Below are 19,687 nucleotides of genomic sequence, written 5' to 3' on the forward strand. Positions count from 1 at the left end.
TTACTTTCTTTTTTATGCAAAGTCAATCACTTTATTTTGAATATGAGATTTTTTTTCAAAAAAAAGCAAGTACATCTAATATCGGTGTACTTGCTTGGCATTTTCACTTCGAATCTTGTTCACGATCCAAGATTTCATACGTCTGCGAGCTTTTTTGATCAATTGTTTCTTTGTTGGATAAGTCTTTTACCTGTTCATGAAACTCTCTTTCATAAGAAGGAGCATCTGTCTCCAGATCATCCTCCACATCAGCTTGGGCCTCAACTGTCATTCTTGCATAAGGAACAGCTTCAAGTCTTTCGTAAGGAATCTCTTGGCCGGTTTTTTCACACACGCCGTAAGTTCCATCTTTCATCTTTTGTAATGCACGGTTGACCTCCTCTAACAGCTCCCGGTCAATCTCTTTCACTGTTTGGTCTGTCATCCGGTCTGTGACGAGCGTCCCGTGGTCTGCCATATGGTTGTCAACCCCATTGGAAAGCTCCCCCACTTCTTCCGTCATTGATTCTGTTTCCTTTTTCTCGCCAGACAATTCTTTTTGCATATCGAGCAATTTATGATAGAGATGCTGTGTTTGTTCTTTTGTCAGTGCCATGTATATCCTCTCCTTTCTATCCTGTTTCCCGTTTTGCCTTCTGTCAAACATGGGAACATCGATAGAAAGATGAGCTACTGCCTTTTTGAACGGATCGTGACCGCTGGCGTCGATGGTGCTTCGGGTTTTCGTTGGCACTTTTTGTCCTTCTCTTCTGGCGGTATATAATAGGTTGCGCCTATATTTAATCTGCCGCTCAGTTCATCAATGGTCAGCTCGCCGAATTCAAGATGATAGTCAATTTTTTCGACATTCAGCGTTTCAATATGTATATAGGTTTCTTCAGACTCCTGTTTGCTGCTTTGTTTTTGTTTCTCAATCACTGAGAGTCTTTCTTCACATTCACGCAGTTTGTCAAGTTCTGGTTTCAAGCAATGCCTGATCAGCGACCGGAACATTTTTTTCATGACATCACGACCCTTTGCATACTCCTCTTTCGTCTACATATATAATGAGGTATATCCCATAGGAAGGAGAGGTTTTCATGCTACCGACTAACATCAATATTTCTCATCTCAAGACTAACTCGATAGGCACCGGCTCATCCCTTACCTTTGGTTCTGCGGAGTTAAGGAACAGGTGCTCTGCTATCAAAAGAAATAACGGTTTTGGGGAACAAAATGCAGATGCTATTGTCATGGTCATTCCGATTGAATCAATTGATGACCGTGATGGGCCAGATGCACTCAGTATGAAAATCAATCATCAATAACAATGGTTTCCGCTTGACCTTCGTCTTTTTGAATGGTGATGTATAGGATTCCGTCTTTAAAAATGGCATTCATCTTTCCATGAAGATGATCGGAAAGCGGAATTTTCTTTTCAAAACTTCCGTATTTCCCTTCTTTTTGGCGAAAGTCCTGTTCATTAAAATAGGAAAAGCGCTGCCCCTTCACCACTAAATAATCTCCGTACGATAATATGTGAACGTCTTGTTTACGGTAGCCTGGAAGATAAATTAAAAACTGCACTTCCGCAACGGTATCTACAATATCCATGCTCGGAAATGAAGCATCTCCTTTCCCTCGCTGATCTTGCTGCGCAAACGGAAACGGAGATTGGCCATTTGTCATAAAAGGGGTTTTTTGGTCTTCATCAAATACCTGTTTCCAAAAGTCACCGCCGTACATCTGCTGTGCGAATTCCATCCACTGCTTCATCTTTTCGAAATCCATTTGAAGCCCCCTGTCTTAACATACTTTATAACCGCCAGCATACAACTATAGAAAGGAGGTTTGCCTGTGGTTCAACCAACTCCGTATATCAATATTAATATTTTCATGCTGAAAATTAATTCCTTTGAAAATGCTTCAGCGGTTAACGTAGGACAAAATTTATTGGCAGAATGGCAAAATTCAGATAAAAAAAATCAAGGCTACGGACAGAATTTTGGAGATGCGAGCGGATTTATGGGCACGAGAAGCCATGTGGATGACAGAGACCAAATTGATTCTCCGGCCTCTTTTGAAAGTGAAGCGGTTAACTCCTCAATCAAAAGGAAGTGATGAGATGTTCTTTTCTCCCTCCGTCGTGAATGTCGGCGGATTTAAAATCAATACGATGGACCGTGGTTCCTCTTTAACACTCGGTCCGTATCAGCAGGTCGATTACTTTTTATCAGCTAAAATTAATCAAGGGTTTGGAGAAGAAAATGGCGACTTTACTCCTCTTGTCGTACCGATTTCAAATGTATTAGATGCAGATCTTGTTGATTCGAACTCAGCGAAAAACAGTGTGGTGTAATAAGAACAGGGCGCACATGCCCTGTTCTTGTTTTTATATAAAAAAAGCCTAACCATTTTTTGAACGGCTGGCTCATCAAATATTCAGCTGCACAAATGCTTTGTCAGCACCGCCTGAACCTCGCTTAAATCGGTGTCTTTCGCAAATTCTAATTCGAACGTTTTGCTTCTTGTCATCAATAAAAGCCCAGTGTCCGGATCAAACATTCCCGCTTCTTGGATGGCAAAGCTTTCAATTGTTTTATATGGAAGAAATACACGAACCTTCTTTTTAGAAAACATTTTATTGTCAAAGAAAATGATCCGCTTATTTGTAAAGCAAATTTGGTCCACTCGGAGCTTATAAATCGATTCTATTCTTTCCCCTTCAACGAGCAAAGCCTCAAGCTTCTTTGCGTCCGTTGATCTGCTAACAGAAAAAATACCCAATGAAGAACCCCTCTTTCTGCATTTATCTATTTGTTTTATCATTCACTACATAAAAATAAGTCCTTTATCCCTATATAAGAATACGACATAGAAGACATTTAAACCATTACGAACAGATTACATTTTTCAAATTTTTGATTTGTTTTTTGGCTTTTAAGCTGTTGTCATCAAGTAATACGCACATATAGAGAAAAAAGTTTCAATATTCAGCAATGTTTTTATAAAAAAGTGGTTTTTAATGATTTTTTTAATTTTGTTTTATATTTCCTGTTTTAACCACAAAAAAACCGCAGCTGAGCTGCGGATTATGTATCGATGTTTTAACAAAATCTGTCTGATGCTTCAAGGAAACATTACATCTCTTCGAAGTATTCTTTATAATAGCCGCCGACTTTATTCGTATTGTCGACCACAAAGAGAAACTCCTCTGTTTCATTTTTTACTTCATATTCTTTTCCCGGCGTTAAAACGCGGTTTACGATATATTTTTTTGCGTTTGTCTGCACACACTTTACTTTTTTAATTGTTTCTTTTTCAAGCCAATTTTTATGAATCATGATGAAATCTCCTTTTCTTATCTATAAGCTTATTGTAGCTTTTTTCTTTTGTAAATTGCAATATCGGTTATTCATTGATTTTGCCTTGATTTCTATTATAGAATGTTTGTATACGCTTACGTTTGAAGCAACTATCACAGCTTATTTCTGCTATTCAACCCAAGAATCAATGTGCTATCACCAAGAATCTCAGAACAGACCATAAAAAATGACTGGAGGTTTGTTACGGATGAGTTCTTTAACGATGCAAGTGACGAAAAGGCTGGAGACATTTTTGCAGGGAACAAAGAAGCTTTATATTGACGGAAAGTTTGTTCCGAGTGCCTCAGGGGCAACCTTTGACACTCCAAACCCGGCGACCGGCGAAACCTTGATGACGCTGTATGAAGCCCAGGCTGCGGATGTGGACAAAGCGGTTAAAGCTGCCCGGAAAGCCTTTGACCAAGGTGAATGGAGAACAATGTCTCCAGCTTCGAGAAGCAGACTGATGTATAAGCTGGCGGACTTAATGGAAGAGCATAAAACTGAGCTTGCTCAGCTTGAAACACTTGATAATGGGAAACCGATCAATGAAACGACTAATGGAGATATTCCGCTGGCTATTGAGCATATGCGCTATTACGCCGGCTGGTGTACAAAAATAACAGGACAGACGATTCCGGTTTCCGGCGCTTACTTTAATTATACGCGTCATGAGCCTGTCGGTGTCGTCGGCCAGATCATTCCATGGAATTTCCCGCTCCTGATGGCGATGTGGAAAATGGGCGCGGCACTTGCAACAGGCTGTACAATCGTCCTCAAACCGGCTGAACAAACACCGCTTTCAGCTCTTTATTTGGCAGAATTAATTGACCAAGCCGGTTTCCCTGCCGGTGTAATCAACATCATCCCAGGATTCGGTGAAGATGCGGGAGAAGCGCTGACGAACCACGAAGCGGTTGATAAAATTGCCTTTACCGGTTCCACTGAAATCGGAAAGAAAATCATGTCCACCGCAGCGAAAAGCATTAAGCGTGTTACATTGGAGCTGGGCGGAAAATCGCCTAATATTCTTCTGCCGGATGCTAATTTGAAAAAAGCCATCCCTGGCGCTTTAAACGGTGTGATGTTTAACCAGGGCCAAGTCTGCTGTGCGGGCTCGCGTGTCTTCATTCATAAAGACCAATATGATGAAGTTGTTGATGAAATGGCGTCCTATGCTGAGTCACTCCGCCAAGGAGCGGGACTTCATAAAGATACTCAAATCGGGCCTCTCGTAAGCAAGGAACAGCATGAGCGCGTTCTTTCCTATATTCAAAAAGGAAAAGATGAAGGAGCAAAAGCAGTGACCGGCGGAAGCTGTCCTTTTGAAGCAGGATATTTTGTCGCACCGACTGTGTTTGCGAATGTTGAAGACGAAATGACCATCGCAAAAGAAGAAATTTTCGGACCCGTGCTGACTGCAATTCCGTACGAAACAGTCGATGAAGTTATTGAACGGGCAAACCATTCAGAATATGGGCTTGCAGCCGGATTATGGACAGAGAACGTCAAGCAGGCTCACTATATCGCGGACCGACTTCAAGCCGGAACCGTTTGGGTCAACTGCTATAATGTGTTTGACGCGGCGTCTCCATTTGGCGGTTATAAACAGTCAGGACTCGGACGAGAAATGGGATCATATGCCTTGGATAATTACACAGAAGTCAAAAGTGTATGGATAAACCTTGAAGACTAACATGAATGTTTAAAAAACTGCTGCCTGCCAGCAGTTTTTTTCTTTCTGTAATGGCAGTAAAAGACGCTGAATATATATGCTTTTGAAGGAGTTGAGCGTGATGGGCACACTTCAGGAGAAAGTGAGGCGTTTTCAAAAGAAAACCATTACCGAGTTAAGAGACAGGCAAAATGCTGATGGTTCATGGACATTTTGCTTTGAAGGACCAATCATGACAAATTCCTTTTTTATTTTGCTCCTTACCTCACTAGATGAAGGCGAAAATGAAAAAGAACTGATATCATCCCTTGCAGCCGGCATTCATGCAAAACAGCAGCCAGACGGCACATTTATCAACTATCCCGATGAAACGCGCGGAAATCTAACGGCTACGGTCCAAGGATATGTCGGGATGCTGGCTTCAGGATGTTTTCACAGAACTGAGCCGCACATGAAGAAAGCTGAACAATTTATCATCTCACATGGCGGTTTGAGACATGTTCATTTTATGACAAAATGGATGCTTGCCGCGAACGGGCTTTATCCTTGGCCTGCTTTGTATTTACCATTATCACTCATGGCGCTCCCCCCAACATTGCCGATTCATTTCTATCAGTTCAGCTCATATGCCCGTATTCATTTTGCTCCTATGGCTGTAACACTCAATCAGCGATTTGTCCTTATTAACCGCAATATTTCATCTCTTCACCATCTCGATCCGCACATGACAAAAAATCCTTTCACTTGGCTTCGGTCTGATGCTTTCGAAGAAAGAGATCTCACGTCTATTTTGTCACATTGGAAACGCGTTTTTCATGCACCATTTGCTTTTCAGCAGCTGGGCCTACAGACAGCTAAAACGTATATGCTGGACCGGATTGAAAAAGATGGAACATTATACAGCTATGCGAGCGCAACCATATATATGGTTTACAGCCTTCTGTCACTTGGTGTGTCACGCTATTCTCCTATTATCAGGAGGGCGATTACCGGCATTAAATCACTGGTGACTAAATGCAACGGGATTCCTTATCTGGAAAACTCTACTTCAACTGTTTGGGATACAGCTTTAATAAGCTATGCCCTTCAAAAAAATGGTGTGACCGAAACGGATGGCTCTGTTACAAAAGCAGCCGACTTTTTGCTAGAACGCCAGCATACCAAAACAGCAGATTGGTCTGTCAAAAATCCAAATTCAGTTCCTGGCGGCTGGGGGTTTTCAAACATTAATACAAATAACCCTGACTGTGACGACACTGCAGCCGTTTTAAAGGCGATTCCCCGCAATCATTCTCCTGCAGCATGGGAGCGGGGGGTATCTTGGCTTTTATCGATGCAAAACAATGACGGCGGATTTTCTGCTTTCGAAAAAAACGTGAACCACCCACTGATCCGCCTTCTGCCGCTTGAATCCGCCGAGGACGCTGCAGTTGACCCTTCAACCGCCGACCTCACCGGACGTGTACTGCACTTTTTAGGCGAGAAAGTTGGCTTCACAAAAAAACATCAACATATTCAACGCGCTGTGAAGTGGCTTTTCGAACATCAGGAGCAAAATGGGTCATGGTACGGCAGATGGGGTGTTTGCTACATTTACGGCACTTGGGCTGCTCTTACTGGTATGCATGCATGCGGGGTTGACCGAAAGCATCCCGGTATACAAAAGGCTCTGCGTTGGCTCAAATCCATACAAAATGATGACGGAAGCTGGGGAGAATCCTGCAAAAGCGCCGAAATCAAAACATATGTACCGCTTCATAGAGGAACCATTGTACAAACGGCCTGGGCTTTAGACGCTTTGCTCACATATGAAAATTCCGAACACCCGTCTGTTGTGAAAGGCATGCAATACCTTACCGACAGCAATTCGCATAGCGCCGATAGCCTCGCGTATCCAGCAGGGATCGGATTGCCAAAACAATTTTATATTCGCTATCACAGTTATCCATTTGTATTCTCTTTGCTGGCTGTCGGAAAGTATTTAGATTCTATTGAAAAGGAGACAGCAAATGAAACGTGAATCTTATCAAACGGAGATGTTCAATTGGTGCGAAGCCCTGAAAGATCAGATTCAAAAGCGAGGACAGCTTGACCAGTTTGAAGATCAAATCGACAAGATGATTGAGGCTCTGGAAGATGATCAAACAACAGAAGAAGATTGGTATAAACAGGCCGCTGCCCTTTATCGGGATATTACAGAATCAGATGATACAAGTGAAAGACGCGCTTATGTCCCTATAGGGAAACACGTGCTGCCAAAGCTTCCTTACAAATACTCCGCCTTAGAACCTTATATTTCACGCGATATTATGGTCCTTCATCATACAAAACATCATCAAAGCTATGTCGATGGCCTGAACAAAGCAGAATCAGAGCTTAAAAAAGCGATAGCGACAAAGAATTATGACTTAATCACTCATTGGGAAAGAGAGCTTGCGTTCCATGGAGCAGGCCATTATTTGCATAGTATTTTTTGGTTTTCTATGCATCCAAACGGAAAACGGCGTCCTACAGGGGCATTGTTCCAAATGATAGACCTTTCATTTGGAAGCTATTCCGCTTTTAAAGAACATTTTACCCAGGCCGCTAAAAAAGTGGAAGGCGTCGGCTGGGCCATTCTGGTCTGGGCACCTCGATCAGGACGGCTGGAGATTTTAACGGCAGAAAAACACCAGCTCTTTAGCCAATGGGATGTGATCCCCCTTTTACCGCTTGACGTATGGGAGCATGCCTACTATTTGCAATACAAAAATGACCGGGCCAGCTATGTCGATCACTGGTGGAATGTCGTGGATTGGCGCGAGGCTGAAAAACGTTTTGAGCAGGCAAAAGAAGTCGTTTGGAAGCTCTATTAAAAAAAGCCCCCCTTTCTCCGGGGGCTTCGTGTTTTAAAAAATCCCTACCACATGCAAAAACACGATGATAATGGCAACAGGAGATAAATATCGAATGAGCAGCAGCCAAACAGCAAACCACTTTCGTTTGAGATTAGAACCGCTTTTCAGCTCGTCAAACAAATCCTGTTTCGGTATTTTTAGCGGGACAAAAATCGAAATCAGTAACGCACCTAACGGCATTAAAATATTGCTCACAAGATAGTCGGCGGCATCAAAAATAGACAGATGAAATATAGAGACGTCACTTAAGACACCGTATGATAATGCAGACGGCACACCGACAATAAAAATAGCAATTCCGCCTAACCAAGCGAATCGTTTTCTCTTATTGACATCGCCTTTCGAAAGTACTGCGACCAAAATTTCCAGCATTGAAAAAGCAGATGTCAATGCAGCAAATAAAAATAGAAGTAAAAATGCTAATAAAAAGATAATTCCGAACGGCATTTGATTAAACACAGTCGGCAGCACGTTAAATAACAGAACCGGGCCTTGGTCTGGTTTGAGGCCGAATGAAAAGACAGCTGGAAAAATCGCAATTCCAGCCATTACAGCAACAAGCATGTTCATAACAGTTACAGATACAGCGGACTGTACCAGATTTTCCTGTTTCTCTAAATAAGCGCTATACGTTACCATGACAGATACACCGACACTTAATAAGAAAAAGGATTGTCCCATTGCATATAAAATGGTATTGGCATCAATTGCAGTTAAATCAGGCATCAGGAAAAATTTGATTCCTTCCATCGCACTATCAAGTGTAACCGAACGCACCATTAAAATGATGAATAATAGAAAAAGCGCCGGCATTAATACTTGGCTTGCTTTTTCAATTCCGCTGCTTACCCCTTTTGCAACAACTAAAATTGTTACCACCATAAAGAGCAGCTGGCCTCCTACAGCCAAATAAGGATTTGAAATGGTACTCGCAAATATCGTATCAAAACCAGATGTTTGCGATAAACCGCCAGTGAAGCCTTTTATAATATAAATTAAAATCCATCCGCCTACGACACTGTAGAAAGATAGAAGAATAAAGCACGTCACCATGCCTAAATAACCGATCCAATGCCACTTCGTTCCTGGAGCAAGTGTTTTATAGGACTGAACGGCATCTTTCTGTGTTCTTCTGCCTATGATAAATTCACCTAACAATAAAGGCAGTCCGATTAAAACCGTAAATAAAATAAAAATAAGTAAAAATGCGCCTCCTCCGCTGGTTCCGGCAACATATGGGAATTTCCATATCGCACCAAGCCCGATAGCTGATCCTGCCGCGGCTAAAATAAAGCCGAGCTTCGAAGACCATTGATTTGCTTCCTTCACCGTATCACTCCTATTTGATCTAACCATTATAAAGGTTCATTGTAAGAATATCTTCCTATATAGTCAAGAACATTTTAATTAGTTTACATCATATATCTATAGACATCTGCCAAAAACTAATATTGAATTATTCAGAAAATTATTTATAATAAGAGAATGTTATGAAATTTGTAAGAATTTCTGCTGAAGTTCTTGATAAGTGTGTTAGGAGTGTTTTTATGGACATCATTAGAAAAATAAGTCATTTTGCAGGACAAACCTTTGGCATATGGGTCATTGTTTTTGCAGTGCTGGGATTTTCTTTCCCATCTTTATTTACGTGGATCAGTTCTTATATTACGATTTTTCTTGGCATTATCATGTTTGGGATGGGTCTTACACTGCAAGCCGATGATTTCAAAGAGCTGGTCAGAAAGCCTTGGCAAGTTATTATTGGAGTAATAGCTCAGTATACGATCATGCCGCTCGTTGCTTTCGGCCTCGCATTTGGGCTTCATCTTCCAGCTGAAATCGCAGTTGGTGTTATTCTTGTCGGCTGCTGTCCCGGGGGAACTGCATCTAATGTTATGACATTCTTAGCAAAAGGAAATACTGCCCTTTCTGTTGCGGTTACGACAATTTCTACCTTATTGGCACCTGTTGTAACACCGTTGTTGATTATGCTGTTTGCCAAAGAATGGCTTCCTGTCTCGCCGGGGTCTTTGTTTATTTCAATCTTACAGGCGGTTTTATTTCCGATCATTGCAGGTCTGATTGTCAAAATGTTTTTCAGAAAACAAGTGGCAAAAGCAGTACATGCCCTTCCGCTTGTTTCTGTCATTGGCATCGTTGCGATTGTCTCAGCTGTCGTCAGCGGCAATCGGGAAAATCTTCTTCAATCGGGGTTGCTCATTTTTTCAGTTGTTATCCTGCATAACGGTATCGGTTATTTACTTGGGTTTCTTTGTGCAAAGCTTTTAAAAATGGATTACCCGTCTCAAAAAGCGATTGCAATCGAAGTCGGCATGCAAAACTCCGGACTTGGGGCTGCACTTGCCACGGCTCATTTCTCACCGCTATCTGCCGTACCAAGCGCAATATTCAGTGTGTGGCATAACCTTTCAGGTTCTATGCTTGCAACATATTGGTCAAAAAAAGTGAAAAAGAAACAAGCTGGATCCAAAAGCAGCAATCTATCACTTTAAATATGCATCAAAAAAGGTACATCACGATAAAGTGATGTACCCTTTTTTATTATCCTTCTAATAAAAGCTGTTCAGGATCTTCCAGTAAATTTTTGATTGTCACGAGGAAACCAACCGCTTCTTTACCGTCTACAATCCGGTGATCATAAGATAAAGCGAGATACATCATCGGACGGTTTTCGAAACGCTCTTCATCAATTGCTACTGGGCGCAGCTGAATCTTATGCATGCCCAGTATACCGACTTGCGGGCTGTTTAAAATTGGAGTTGACATCAATGAACCGAAAGTCCCTCCGTTTGTAATCGTGAAGGAGCCTCCCTGAAGCTCGCTAAGGGTTAATTTATTGTTTCTTGCTTTTTTCGCAAGCTCGCCGATCTCTTTTTCGATTCCTGCAAATGTCAGGCGATCCGCATCCCGCACAACCGGAACGACAAGACCTTCATCAGCAGCAACAGCGATTCCGATATCATAGAATTTCTTAACGATCAACTCATCGCCCTGAATTTCCGCATTCAACAGCGGATATTTTTTCAATGCAGCCACGACCGCTTTCGTGAAGAAAGACATAAAGCCGAGCTTCACTTCGTTTTGCTCAAAGAATTGATCTTTGCGGCGTTTTCTGAGATTCATAACAGCCGTCATGTCCACTTCATTAAATGTAGTCAGCATCGCCGATGTTTGCTGCACCTCTACAAGGCGTTTTGCAATCGTTTGTCTGCGGCGTGACATTTTTTGCACTTCGACAGGTTTATCAAAGCTTTGCTGTGCTTTTGGAGCCTGAGGCTGCTGCTTTTGCTGAGGAGCCGGTTTTGATGCCGGTTTTTCGTACGCTTCGACATCCTGCTTGCGCACTCTTCCAAGCGGATCTCCAGTTGGAACTTGAGACAGGTCAATTCCTTTTTCTCTCGCCAGCTTACGGGCCGACGGAGAAGCGATCGTTCTTGATTTTGCTTCAGATTGTGCTTCCTCGCTCACCTCTTGTGCAGCTGGTTCAGCCTGTTTCTCTTCTTTTACGCTTTCCTTGCTTTCTGCTTTCTCTGTAGGAGCAGGGGCAGAACTTTCACCCGCGCCTTCTGAAATCGTACCGATAATTTCTCCGACCTGGACGGTATCACCCGAATCTTTCAATACCTCTTGAAGTACACCCGATTCTTCTGCTGTCAATTCAACATTCACTTTATCCGTTTCTAGTTCAAGCAGATATTCACCCTGTTCTACATAGTCACCAGGCTGCTTTAACCATTGGGCTATTGTTCCTTCTGAGATTGATTCTGCTAATTCAGGTACCTTAATTTCCGCCATTTTTTCATTTCCCCCTTAGTTTTTGCGAGTCAAGCTATCAGATACAATACGTTCCTGTTCTTTTTTATGAACTGTCGGATCTCCCTCTGCAGGGCTGGATCGTCTTCTGCGTCCAATATATTGAACGCTTACTCCCTCTGGTGCAATCTCTGTCAAATACGGGCTGATATAACCCCAAGCCCCCATGTTCTGCGGCTCTTCCTGCACCCAAACGATTTCTTTCAGGTTCGGAAGTTTTGCAAATAACTCTTTGACTCCTTTTGCCGGGAATGGATACAGCTGTTCAATTCTCGCAATGTGAAGCCACTCTTTACCGTCTTCTAACTTATTAAAATGATCACTGATGTCTATAGACACTTTACCGCTGGATAATACAAGTCTGGTTACTTTTTCATAGTCATGAGAAAGTCCCGACTGTTCATAAACAGGCTGGAAGCGGCTTTCGCTGAGCTCCTGCACTTCCGACACCGTATTTGGGTTGCGAAGAAGGCTCTTCGGCGTCATAATGACGAGCGGTCTGATTTCTTCACGAAGCAGCATTTTAGCCTGTCTTCTTAAAATATGGAAATACTGTGCCGCGCTTGTCAGGTTGGCAACCGTCCAGTTGTTTTCCGCTGCAAGCTGCAGGAATCGCTCGATTCTTCCGCTTGAGTGCTCAGGCCCCTGTCCCTCGTAACCGTGCGGGAGCAGCATGACTAATCCGGATTTTTGGCCCCATTTCGCGCGTCCGGCAGAAATAAATTGGTCAAAATACACTTGAGCAGCGTTGGCAAAATCTCCGTACTGTGCTTCCCACAAAACAAGCGTTTCCGGTGAATGCACGTTATAGCCGTATTCAAAACCGAGAACCGATCCTTCAGACAGCGGGCTGTTATGAACAGCAAATGATGTGCTGCAGTCAGATAAGTGATGAAGCGGCACAAATTCTTTGCCCGTCTCACTGTCATGAAGCACAAGGTTTCTTTGGGCGAACGTTCCGCGCTCGGAATCCTGTCCGGTTAAACGAATCGGTGTTCCGTCTTTCAAAATTGAAGCAAACGCGAGTGATTCTGCCAAAGACCATTCCACTTTTCTGTCATCATCGAACGCCTTGGCGCGTCTTTCTAAAATGCGCTTTAGCTTGCCGAAAACATTAAATGACTCCGGCCAGTTGATCAATTCGCCATTCAACTTGCGGAGCACATCAAAATCAATCGAAGTGTCCACATCTGGGAAACCGTTTGATACAGGCTCTGGAAGTTCAATTTCACAAGCAGTGTGTTCCTTTTTAGACGGAACTTTCTGATATGCATCCTCAATGCGCTTCGTTACCGATTTTTCGATGTTTTGAACGACTTCCTCGGTAAGCACGCCTTCTTTTACCAGCTTTTCAGCGAAAATTTGTTTGACGGTCGGATGCTTTCTGACAGCATCATACAGCATTGGCTGAGTGGTTGACGGTTCATCCATTTCGTTGTGTCCATAGCGTCTATACCCGATCAAATCAATCAGAAAATCCTTATTGAATGTTTTTCGGTATTCGACCGCAAACTTAACAGCTGAGAGACAAGCTTCAGGATCGTCCGCATTCACGTGAACAATCGGAATTTCATAACCCTTGGCCAGGTCACTGGCATATTTTGTCGATCTGGATTCAGCGCTTTCTGTTGTGAATCCGATCATGTTATTGGCGATAATATGAATCGCACCGCCTACTTGATACCCTTTTAAAGAGCTTAAATTCAATGTTTCAGCTACAATTCCTTCCCCAGGGAATGCAGCGTCTCCATGGATTAAAATGGCCAGCGATTTTGTTTCATCTTGTACCGGGTATCCGCTTTGTGTTCGCGTTTCCTGTGCTGCTCTTGTGCTGCCTTCAACAATCGGATTGATAAATTCCAAGTGGCTCGGGTTGTTCGCTAACGTAATGCGCGCTGATTTTGTTTCAGCGTCTTGAAGCTCCCGATTCGCCCCCAAATGGTATTTGACATCCCCTGTCCATCCGTAGCTGATTCCAATTGATCCCTCAGACGGGACAAGATCTTTATTCGGCGCATGCTGGAATTCAGAGAAGATGATTTCATACGGTTTGCCGAGCACATGTGCCAAGACATTCAGGCGTCCCCTGTGCGCCATCCCGATGTTGACGCTTGTCGTACCTGATTTGACAGATTGTGCAATAATGTCATCAAGCACTGGAACAAGAGCGTCCAGACCCTCAATGGAAAAGCGCTTCTGCCCGACGAATGTGCGGTGTAAAAACTGCTCAAAGCCCTCTACTTCTGTCAATCTTTCCAGCACAGCTGACAGCTTTTCAGCTGAGTTCTTCTGGAACAGCTCGCCAGATTCAATCTTTCTTGTCAGCCACTCGCGCTCTTTGAAGTCATGCACATGGTCAAATTCAAAAGAGATGGTTCTTTTATACGTATTTCGTAAATACTGAATGGCTTCTAAACCGTTCGTAATGTTTTTAGGAGCGTCTTTGCAGATGACAGACGCAGGTATTGCTTTTATTTCCTCTTCTGTTAGCCCGTAATCGGATAATGGAAAAAGTTCGCTCTTTTTCTCATCCTTTCTGAGCGGATTGACGGAAGCGTTCAAATGGCCATAGGTTCGAATATCTTCTGCAAGTCTGACTGCGGATGCGATCTTTTGAATCAGATCGGCTGTAACACGTCCCTTTTCTTTTGTTCCCGAGGCCTCTTTTATATCGCTTGGCGGAGCACCGAGCTCGTCGAACATTTCCTTCAAATCCGGGTCAATGCTGTTCGGATCCTGGGTATACTGATCGTAAAGCTCCAGCGCATAGCCGAGGTTCGGACCGTAAAAATCTTCCCAATTCATTCGTTGTTTCATACTATTTTGAAACATTTGAATATTACCCCCAACTTAAATAATCAAGTGATTGATTCACTATCTTGAAATAACTTTCGAACGCTGTGTCCAAAATTATGTAATAAAAACGCTTCCAACGATATTTTACCACTGTTTGCAATTTGATTCTACCTTGATTGTTCACAAAATAGTAAAAAACCTTTATAAAAAACAAAAAATTTAATCATTCGAAAAAACAAACGCCAAAAAGCATAGGATTAAGGGCTATCCTATGCTTTTATGAAGCAGTTTTTTCAGCAGCGGATACAAAACATCCGGTAGCTGATCAACATCCGGGACAAATATACTGAATTTTCCGTACATATCCTGGATCGTCTTCATTTGCGATTCTTCTATTTCTGAGTTGGAGAGAAAAACATTTATCACTTCTATTCCTCTTTTTCGGGCTTCGATAACCGCCTCACTTGTATCGACGATCCCATTTTGTTCATAGCCAAATGCGGCCGGCTCTCCATCTGAGAAAACAATTAAGAACTTTTGCGCCTCGCTGCGATGCAGCATTTTTTTCGTCATCTGCCTAATTGCGTACCCGTCACGGTTATCTTCTTCTGGCTCAAGCTGCATAATGGCCGGTCCAGACTCTTGTCTTAATGATGATTGGAAGGGAATAACCGTATTGAAATAGTTTGGCTGGCTTGTTTCGGTTGCATCATTTGTGTCCTCCCAGAACCCGACAATCTGATGCGGAACCGCTACCGATTTCAACGCTTCGTGAAACAGCACGATTCCTCGTTTTGTTTCGTCCATTTTGTCGAACATGCTGGCTGAACAATCGACCAGCAATGTAAAAACTGCGTCTATTTCTGAAGATGGTTCTTGCTTTTTGTAGAATAGGCGCGGATTTCGCTCAGTGAAGTAGCGAAGAAGCTTATTATTCAGTCTCCCGGCATGAAGATCTGTTCTCGGCAATGTTTTTTTATGCTCCAGCGTTTTTTGAATCATTTGTTTCAAACGCTTTTGATACGATTCAATCGTTTTTGCCTGCTGTTTATAAGAAAGCTCCTCTTCACTAGTTGCCGGCTGCGGTTCTTTATAAATTGGAAATGCATATTTATTTTCTTTGCCGTCAGCCATACCCGCTCCGTTCGGCTGGTCTTTTTGAGACTCCAGCGCTTCCAGCTTGGAATAGTCTTTCCGTTTCGTTTGTCTGGCTGATCCTTGAACAGAGCCAAGGGCCTGATCTCCATCGTCGCCTTCCCTTGAAGCATCTTTTCCTAAATCTGATTTTGCGCCGTGTTCAATATCAAATTGAAGGAAGCTTTTAGACGGTGCTTCTGTTTCCCGGTGCCATGTCGGCATTTCTTCTTCATGGATATCCTCATCACCGTCTGATTGTTTTGGAAGCGTGATGTCATCACTCAGCTTCGGCGCTTTTTTCTCTTCTTCAAATAACGGCTGTTCTGCAGCTTTTGCGTAGTCAAGCTCAGGCAAAAAGAAGTAGGTGTTCAACATGTCTTTATCGAGCACCTCTTCAAGTCCGTCCATGAGGTCCTCAACAATTTTCAGAACCTGCCGTGTCGAATCTACTTCATACACACGCAAGAGCTGCTGCTCAATAAACGGGCGCATCAGATCGATATCTTCACGCATGGATGGAAGGGTCTCGAGCGGCGATTCCGCTGTGAGCTTGACATAGATCGCGCAAAAGAGCGCATCGGTAAAAATGCTTCGTTCCAAATTTAAGGTCAGCTGGGTTGAGAAATGTTTTCTGTACATGTCTTTTCGCTTCGCAAATACATGTTTCGTACCCGGACGCTCACGTTTGATGCATTCTTCGATCCTAATGTCTTCAAGCAGCATAAAGAGCTGCTTGGCAAAACTTTTAAAGGTAAGATGACGATGGATATCATTCAAAAAGTTCGCAAACTCATGCAGCGAGCTATATCTTGTTCCGACTGAACGCAGGTAGACGTCGCTTTTCAGACCCGCTTCCATGTCCTGAGCTGCCCTGTCTTTCCAAAAGTGGCTCATATAGATTTTCTTTTCAAATGGATTGTAATAGGACTGAACGCCATACTCCACTTCTACCGCTTCACTCTTGGTGAGTGTTTTGGCCAAATCAGTCAGCATCATAAATAAAAATGAATCAATCGTGCTGTCGTTAAATTTGATAAATTTCATCGCAGCCCCCTCATTCAAACAGAGTTTCTGCAATATTTCGGACAGCCGCTTTTTCCCGATCATCATCAAGCTTTTCTACAATTCCCCGCTCAATGGCACGACGCGGCGGAATATAAGCAGCTAAATCACATGTATCGATTAAAGCTCTGATGGATGCCGCTTCTTCAGACACCTGTCCGTTATTGGCCTGAACGATCAAGTCAGAGGAAAGCGTGATAAATCTGTCAATCAATTTCTCGTCTTTCAAGGCTGACTGAGACATGAGCACTTGTTTCAGCAGCTCGCCTTTAATATAAGGCACATCAATGATGACAAAACGGTTTTTCAACGCTTCATTCAGAGGAACAGTTCCGACATAGCCTTCATTGATGGCTGCAATGACTCCGAAACCGCTTTTAGCCCGTATGACCTCGCCTGTAAACGGATTTGTCATCATTTTTCTGTAATCTAATACACCGTTTAAAATAGGCAGTGTTTCTGGCTTCGCCATATTGATTTCATCTATATAAAGAAAATGGCCTTCCTTCATTGCCTTTGTAACAGGTCCTGAAACAAACTCGATTGTCGCCTGGCCAGATTGATTTTCAATCGTTTTATAACCGACCAATGCCTCAGCGTCCAAGTCGACTGAACAGTTGACGCTGTGCATCGGTTTATGAAAATAGCTGGACAATGTTTCTGCCAACTTTGTTTTTCCTGAACCTGTAGGCCCTTTCAGCAGGACATTTTTCCCCATGGCTAATGCAATAATGGCGTCAAATAAAATGGCTTCATCCTCCGCCTCATAGCCTGATGTTCCTATAAGCGATTGAAACTCCGGGGAAATAGGCTGCTCTTTATATGATAAAAGCTTTTGTTGTATATCTTCCGGCAATGTTAAGTGCTGTAGTTGAGTTGTCATAGACAGATTCCCTTTCCTATTCATATTCCATTAACGAGTATACTAAAAAAGCCCCTGTATGCTCAATACAAAAGGGCTTGGATGATATTACTGCTTCTCGTTATTTCCCAATAGGGCTCCGCAGACAATACGCGCACCGGAATTGCCGCTTGGGTTTGTCAGATAATCGTCCGCTTGTTCATGAATAATAAATGCACTTCCGTCCTCGTCGAGAATATTTAGTTTACTTCCTTTTTTCAGTGAAGTGTCAGGCGCATTCATAATGACATCTACCTTTCCATCAGCACCGACTTCAAGGTTCGGCAGATCTCCGGCATGATGCCCCATCGGATTATTGAAGCCGTGTTCTTTGTTCAGCGGATTAAAGGGACCGCCCGCTGATTCAAAATCCGGCCTGATACAAGAACCTTTCTCATAAATATGAAAACCGAGAGAAGCACCTGGACGCAGGCTGTTTGCGGAAATATGAATATCGAGGCCTTCATCATCTGATTCTTTGATCTCTATAAAACCGACTGCTTTCCCTTCACGATTGACCAGTTGGACATGATGACCAAACGCTGACGTTTCAACCACTTTTTTTTCCGGCACCCGGTTAGGAGGGTCTGGAGGTTTTTTTTGTCCGCATCCGGCAACTCCCAGTGCCGTCAGCATCATCAACAGCAAGAGACGGTGCATACTGTCTCCCCCTTGTTTTTTCTAACAGTGTGGTCAATCATTGTCTGGTATAAACAAAAAAGCCTATAAAAGGCTTTTTGTCATACTCATTTTTAAAAATAACTTCTTGCGCCCAAGTACCGCTGTTTCCAATACGAATTGCTGAGATTGGAAATGTCGACGCCCGATGAGCTTGCATGAATAAAGTCACCGCCGCCTAGATAAATCCCCATGTGAGATGGGCCGGATTTATAAGTGGTAAAGAAGACAAAGTCTCCGACTGACGGCTGGCTGACCTTCTGCATGACATTCCAATATCCTGCCGTACTCAATCTTGATATAGATGATACATTATTAATAAGGTAATAAATGAAGCCGCTGCAATCAAAACCGGCAGGCGTGTTTCCGCCCCATCGGTACGGCACTCCGACATATTTTTTCGCTTCCGTGATCATTCTGTCAATCTTCGAGCCTATTTGAATGTTTGACCCTGAGTTATCTTTTGGCTTTGTTGGCTTTGTCGGATTTGAAGGATTAGATTTTGATGCTCCCGAAATAGTCAGAACCTGCCCGATTTGCAGCACATCCGATGATAAATTGTTTTTATCACGGATGCTTTGGACAGTGACTCCGAGCCGATTTGCAATTTTCCACAGCGAATCGCCTGCTTTTACCTTGTACGTCGTTGTTTTTGAGGGATTGGAGTTTGACGGCTTTTTGGAACCGCTGTTTCCGTTCTTAGGTGAACTGCTTCCTTTTATTTTGAGCACCTGTTTAGGGTAAAGTGTATCTGATGTTAAGCCATTTAAGGTTTTTAATTCGGCTACAGTCATATTTAAGCTGTTTGCGATTTTCCACAGTGAGTCACCAAGCTTAACCGTATATGTACTTTTTGAAGAACCTGAAGAATTGGAACCGCTGTTTTTCTTTGATCCATTTGATCCGCTTGAACTGCTTGTCCCTTTGATCTTAAGCTTTTGCCCCGGACGAATCAGGTCACTGCTCAGGCTGTTTAAGCTTTTAAGCTCAGAAACACTCATTTTATGATTTTTAGCAATCATCCATAGGGAATCACCATATGCAACTGTGTATGTTGATATTTTGCTTGAATTAGATGGGGATGTCGTGCTTTTTTTGCTGCTTTCAGGAACCTTAAGACTTTGTCCGACATAAAGCACCGTTGATTTCAATTTGTTTTCGGATTTCAGAGCTGATATTGTCGTATCATACTGGCGGGAAAGCTTCCAAAGAGAGTCACCGCTTTTTACTTTTATCGTTTTTGCTTCCGCGGGTGCTGCGGCCATCGATGACCCAACAACTGCAGAAACAGCCAAGCCGGCTACAATCTTCTTTTTCATTCATTCAACCTCCTAAACTGTTTTTTTGCAAAAACAGCTAGTAT

At 42.9% G+C, this 19,687-nt stretch carries 19 protein-coding genes; 7 read left to right on the top strand and 12 right to left on the bottom strand.

Translation table 11 applies throughout. The features are described 5' to 3' along the window. Positions 1-103: 103 nt before the first annotated feature. Both MKX38_RS10220 and MKX38_RS10225 read right to left on the bottom strand, forming a co-directional pair. Positions 104-595 carry a TraR/DksA family transcriptional regulator gene (locus MKX38_RS10220; protein ID WP_003231259.1) on the bottom strand — a complete coding sequence of 164 codons (492 nt, stop codon included), beginning with the start codon at positions 593-595 and terminating at the stop codon, positions 104-106. Positions 596-669: 74 nt separating this feature from the next. Beyond that, a complete protein-coding gene (locus MKX38_RS10225; RefSeq protein ID WP_014480020.1) occupies positions 670-1,002 on the bottom strand; it encodes a hypothetical protein in 333 nt (110 codons plus the stop codon). Positions 1,003-1,079: 77 nt separating this feature from the next. On the opposite strand from MKX38_RS10225, the gene MKX38_RS10230 reads away from it, so the two are divergent. Continuing rightward, positions 1,080-1,307 (top strand): hypothetical protein, encoded by a 228-nt coding sequence (locus MKX38_RS10230; protein ID WP_339187070.1) that lies wholly within the window; start codon positions 1,080-1,082, stop codon positions 1,305-1,307. On the opposite strand, the gene yocM is transcribed toward MKX38_RS10230, so the two are convergent. Next, positions 1,294-1,770, bottom strand: coding sequence for a salt stress-responsive protein YocM (gene yocM / locus MKX38_RS10235; RefSeq protein ID WP_339187073.1), 477 nt, complete (start codon positions 1,768-1,770; stop codon positions 1,294-1,296). The genes MKX38_RS10230 and yocM overlap by 14 nt on opposite strands. Before the next feature lie 66 nt (positions 1,771-1,836). Between yocM and MKX38_RS10240 the strand changes: the two genes are divergently transcribed. After that, on the top strand, positions 1,837-2,100 hold the full coding sequence (locus MKX38_RS10240) for a hypothetical protein (protein ID WP_004399338.1): 264 nt from the start codon (positions 1,837-1,839) through the stop codon (positions 2,098-2,100). A 4-nt stretch (positions 2,101-2,104) separates the two neighbouring features. Further along, the gene (locus MKX38_RS10245) at positions 2,105-2,338 is read left to right on the top strand and encodes a hypothetical protein (RefSeq protein ID WP_003231251.1); all 234 of its coding nucleotides are present in this window, start codon (positions 2,105-2,107) and stop codon (positions 2,336-2,338) included. Positions 2,339-2,421: 83 nt separating this feature from the next. Here MKX38_RS10245 and MKX38_RS10250 read toward each other — a convergent pair whose 3' ends face one another. Both MKX38_RS10250 and MKX38_RS10255 read right to left on the bottom strand, forming a co-directional pair. Next, positions 2,422-2,766, bottom strand: a complete 345-nt coding sequence (locus MKX38_RS10250; protein WP_003220141.1) for a PH domain-containing protein — start codon at positions 2,764-2,766, stop codon at positions 2,422-2,424. Between the two features lie 353 nt (positions 2,767-3,119). Then, on the bottom strand, positions 3,120-3,323 hold the full coding sequence (locus tag MKX38_RS10255; RefSeq protein WP_003231245.1) for a DUF6501 family protein: 204 nt from the start codon (positions 3,321-3,323) through the stop codon (positions 3,120-3,122). A gap of 229 nt (positions 3,324-3,552) precedes the next feature. Here MKX38_RS10255 and dhaS point away from each other — a divergent pair, with 229 nt between their 5' ends. From dhaS to MKX38_RS10270, 3 genes are all read left to right on the top strand, one after another. Then, a complete protein-coding gene (dhaS, locus tag MKX38_RS10260) occupies positions 3,553-5,040 on the top strand; it encodes an aldehyde dehydrogenase DhaS (protein WP_015714095.1) in 1,488 nt (495 codons plus the stop codon). Between the two features lie 100 nt (positions 5,041-5,140). After that, positions 5,141-7,039, top strand: coding sequence for a sporulenol synthase (gene sqhC, locus MKX38_RS10265; RefSeq protein ID WP_339187076.1), 1,899 nt, complete (start codon positions 5,141-5,143; stop codon positions 7,037-7,039). After that, a complete protein-coding gene (locus MKX38_RS10270) occupies positions 7,029-7,874 on the top strand; it encodes a superoxide dismutase (protein ID WP_339187079.1) in 846 nt (281 codons plus the stop codon). The genes sqhC and MKX38_RS10270 overlap by 11 nt, the downstream gene beginning before the upstream one ends. Before the next feature lie 33 nt (positions 7,875-7,907). On the opposite strand, the gene MKX38_RS10275 is transcribed toward MKX38_RS10270, so the two are convergent. Further along, positions 7,908-9,245, bottom strand: a complete 1,338-nt coding sequence (locus MKX38_RS10275; RefSeq protein WP_339187081.1) for a sodium-dependent transporter — start codon at positions 9,243-9,245, stop codon at positions 7,908-7,910. A gap of 218 nt (positions 9,246-9,463) precedes the next feature. Between MKX38_RS10275 and MKX38_RS10280 the strand changes: the two genes are divergently transcribed. Beyond that, positions 9,464-10,429: a bile acid:sodium symporter family protein gene (locus tag MKX38_RS10280; RefSeq protein ID WP_004399225.1), complete on the top strand. Its 966-nt coding sequence runs from the start codon at positions 9,464-9,466 to the stop codon at positions 10,427-10,429. 49 nt (positions 10,430-10,478) lie between these two features. Here MKX38_RS10280 and odhB read toward each other — a convergent pair whose 3' ends face one another. The 6 genes from odhB to cwlS all read right to left on the bottom strand — a co-directional run bounded on the left by odhB (position 10,479) and on the right by cwlS (position 19,643). Further along, a complete protein-coding gene (gene odhB / locus MKX38_RS10285; protein ID WP_033884553.1) occupies positions 10,479-11,732 on the bottom strand; it encodes a 2-oxoglutarate dehydrogenase complex dihydrolipoyllysine-residue succinyltransferase in 1,254 nt (417 codons plus the stop codon). A gap of 15 nt (positions 11,733-11,747) precedes the next feature. Beyond that, positions 11,748-14,582, bottom strand: coding sequence for a 2-oxoglutarate dehydrogenase E1 component (gene sucA, locus MKX38_RS10290; RefSeq protein WP_015483337.1), 2,835 nt, complete (start codon positions 14,580-14,582; stop codon positions 11,748-11,750). Between the two features lie 228 nt (positions 14,583-14,810). Further along, complete coding sequence (locus tag MKX38_RS10295) at positions 14,811-16,727, bottom strand: nitric oxide reductase activation protein NorD (protein ID WP_277736496.1); 1,917 nt, start codon at positions 16,725-16,727, stop codon at positions 14,811-14,813. A gap of 10 nt (positions 16,728-16,737) precedes the next feature. Further along, positions 16,738-17,652 (bottom strand): MoxR family ATPase, encoded by a 915-nt coding sequence (locus MKX38_RS10300; protein WP_010886530.1) that lies wholly within the window; start codon positions 17,650-17,652, stop codon positions 16,738-16,740. A gap of 63 nt (positions 17,653-17,715) precedes the next feature. Continuing rightward, positions 17,716-18,306, bottom strand: coding sequence for a superoxide dismutase family protein (locus tag MKX38_RS10305; RefSeq protein WP_021481471.1), 591 nt, complete (start codon positions 18,304-18,306; stop codon positions 17,716-17,718). A gap of 92 nt (positions 18,307-18,398) precedes the next feature. Next, a complete protein-coding gene (gene cwlS / locus MKX38_RS10310) occupies positions 18,399-19,643 on the bottom strand; it encodes a D-gamma-glutamyl-meso-diaminopimelic acid endopeptidase CwlS (RefSeq protein ID WP_069322643.1) in 1,245 nt (414 codons plus the stop codon). Positions 19,644-19,687 lie beyond the last annotated feature (44 nt).

This window comes from Bacillus sp. FSL M8-0025 (assembly GCF_037975475.1).
Taxonomy (GTDB): Bacteria; Bacillota; Bacilli; order Bacillales; family Bacillaceae; genus Bacillus; species Bacillus subtilis.

Excerpts from the sequence above, each read along its gene's own strand:
- MKX38_RS10220 (WP_003231259.1), bottom strand. The coding sequence starts at position 595 with ATGGCACTGACAAAAGAACAAACACAGCATCTCTATCATAAATTGCTC.
- MKX38_RS10225 (WP_014480020.1), bottom strand. The coding sequence starts at position 1,002 with ATGAAAAAAATGTTCCGGTCGCTGATCAGGCATTGCTTGAAACCAGAA.
- MKX38_RS10230 (WP_339187070.1), top strand. The coding sequence starts at position 1,080 with ATGCTACCGACTAACATCAATATTTCTCATCTCAAGACTAACTCGATA.
- yocM (WP_339187073.1), bottom strand. The coding sequence starts at position 1,770 with ATGGATTTCGAAAAGATGAAGCAGTGGATGGAATTCGCACAGCAGATG.
- MKX38_RS10245 (WP_003231251.1), top strand. The coding sequence starts at position 2,105 with ATGTTCTTTTCTCCCTCCGTCGTGAATGTCGGCGGATTTAAAATCAAT.
- MKX38_RS10255 (WP_003231245.1), bottom strand. The coding sequence starts at position 3,323 with ATGATTCATAAAAATTGGCTTGAAAAAGAAACAATTAAAAAAGTAAAG.
- dhaS (WP_015714095.1), top strand. The coding sequence starts at position 3,553 with ATGAGTTCTTTAACGATGCAAGTGACGAAAAGGCTGGAGACATTTTTG.
- sqhC (WP_339187076.1), top strand. The coding sequence starts at position 5,141 with ATGGGCACACTTCAGGAGAAAGTGAGGCGTTTTCAAAAGAAAACCATT.
- MKX38_RS10270 (WP_339187079.1), top strand. The coding sequence starts at position 7,029 with ATGAAACGTGAATCTTATCAAACGGAGATGTTCAATTGGTGCGAAGCC.
- MKX38_RS10280 (WP_004399225.1), top strand. The coding sequence starts at position 9,464 with ATGGACATCATTAGAAAAATAAGTCATTTTGCAGGACAAACCTTTGGC.
- odhB (WP_033884553.1), bottom strand. The coding sequence starts at position 11,732 with ATGGCGGAAATTAAGGTACCTGAATTAGCAGAATCAATCTCAGAAGGA.
- sucA (WP_015483337.1), bottom strand. The coding sequence starts at position 14,582 with ATGTTTCAAAATAGTATGAAACAACGAATGAATTGGGAAGATTTTTAC.
- MKX38_RS10295 (WP_277736496.1), bottom strand. The coding sequence starts at position 16,727 with ATGAAATTTATCAAATTTAACGACAGCACGATTGATTCATTTTTATTT.
- MKX38_RS10300 (WP_010886530.1), bottom strand. The coding sequence starts at position 17,652 with ATGAATAGGAAAGGGAATCTGTCTATGACAACTCAACTACAGCACTTA.
- MKX38_RS10305 (WP_021481471.1), bottom strand. The coding sequence starts at position 18,306 with ATGCACCGTCTCTTGCTGTTGATGATGCTGACGGCACTGGGAGTTGCC.
- cwlS (WP_069322643.1), bottom strand. The coding sequence starts at position 19,643 with ATGAAAAAGAAGATTGTAGCCGGCTTGGCTGTTTCTGCAGTTGTTGGG.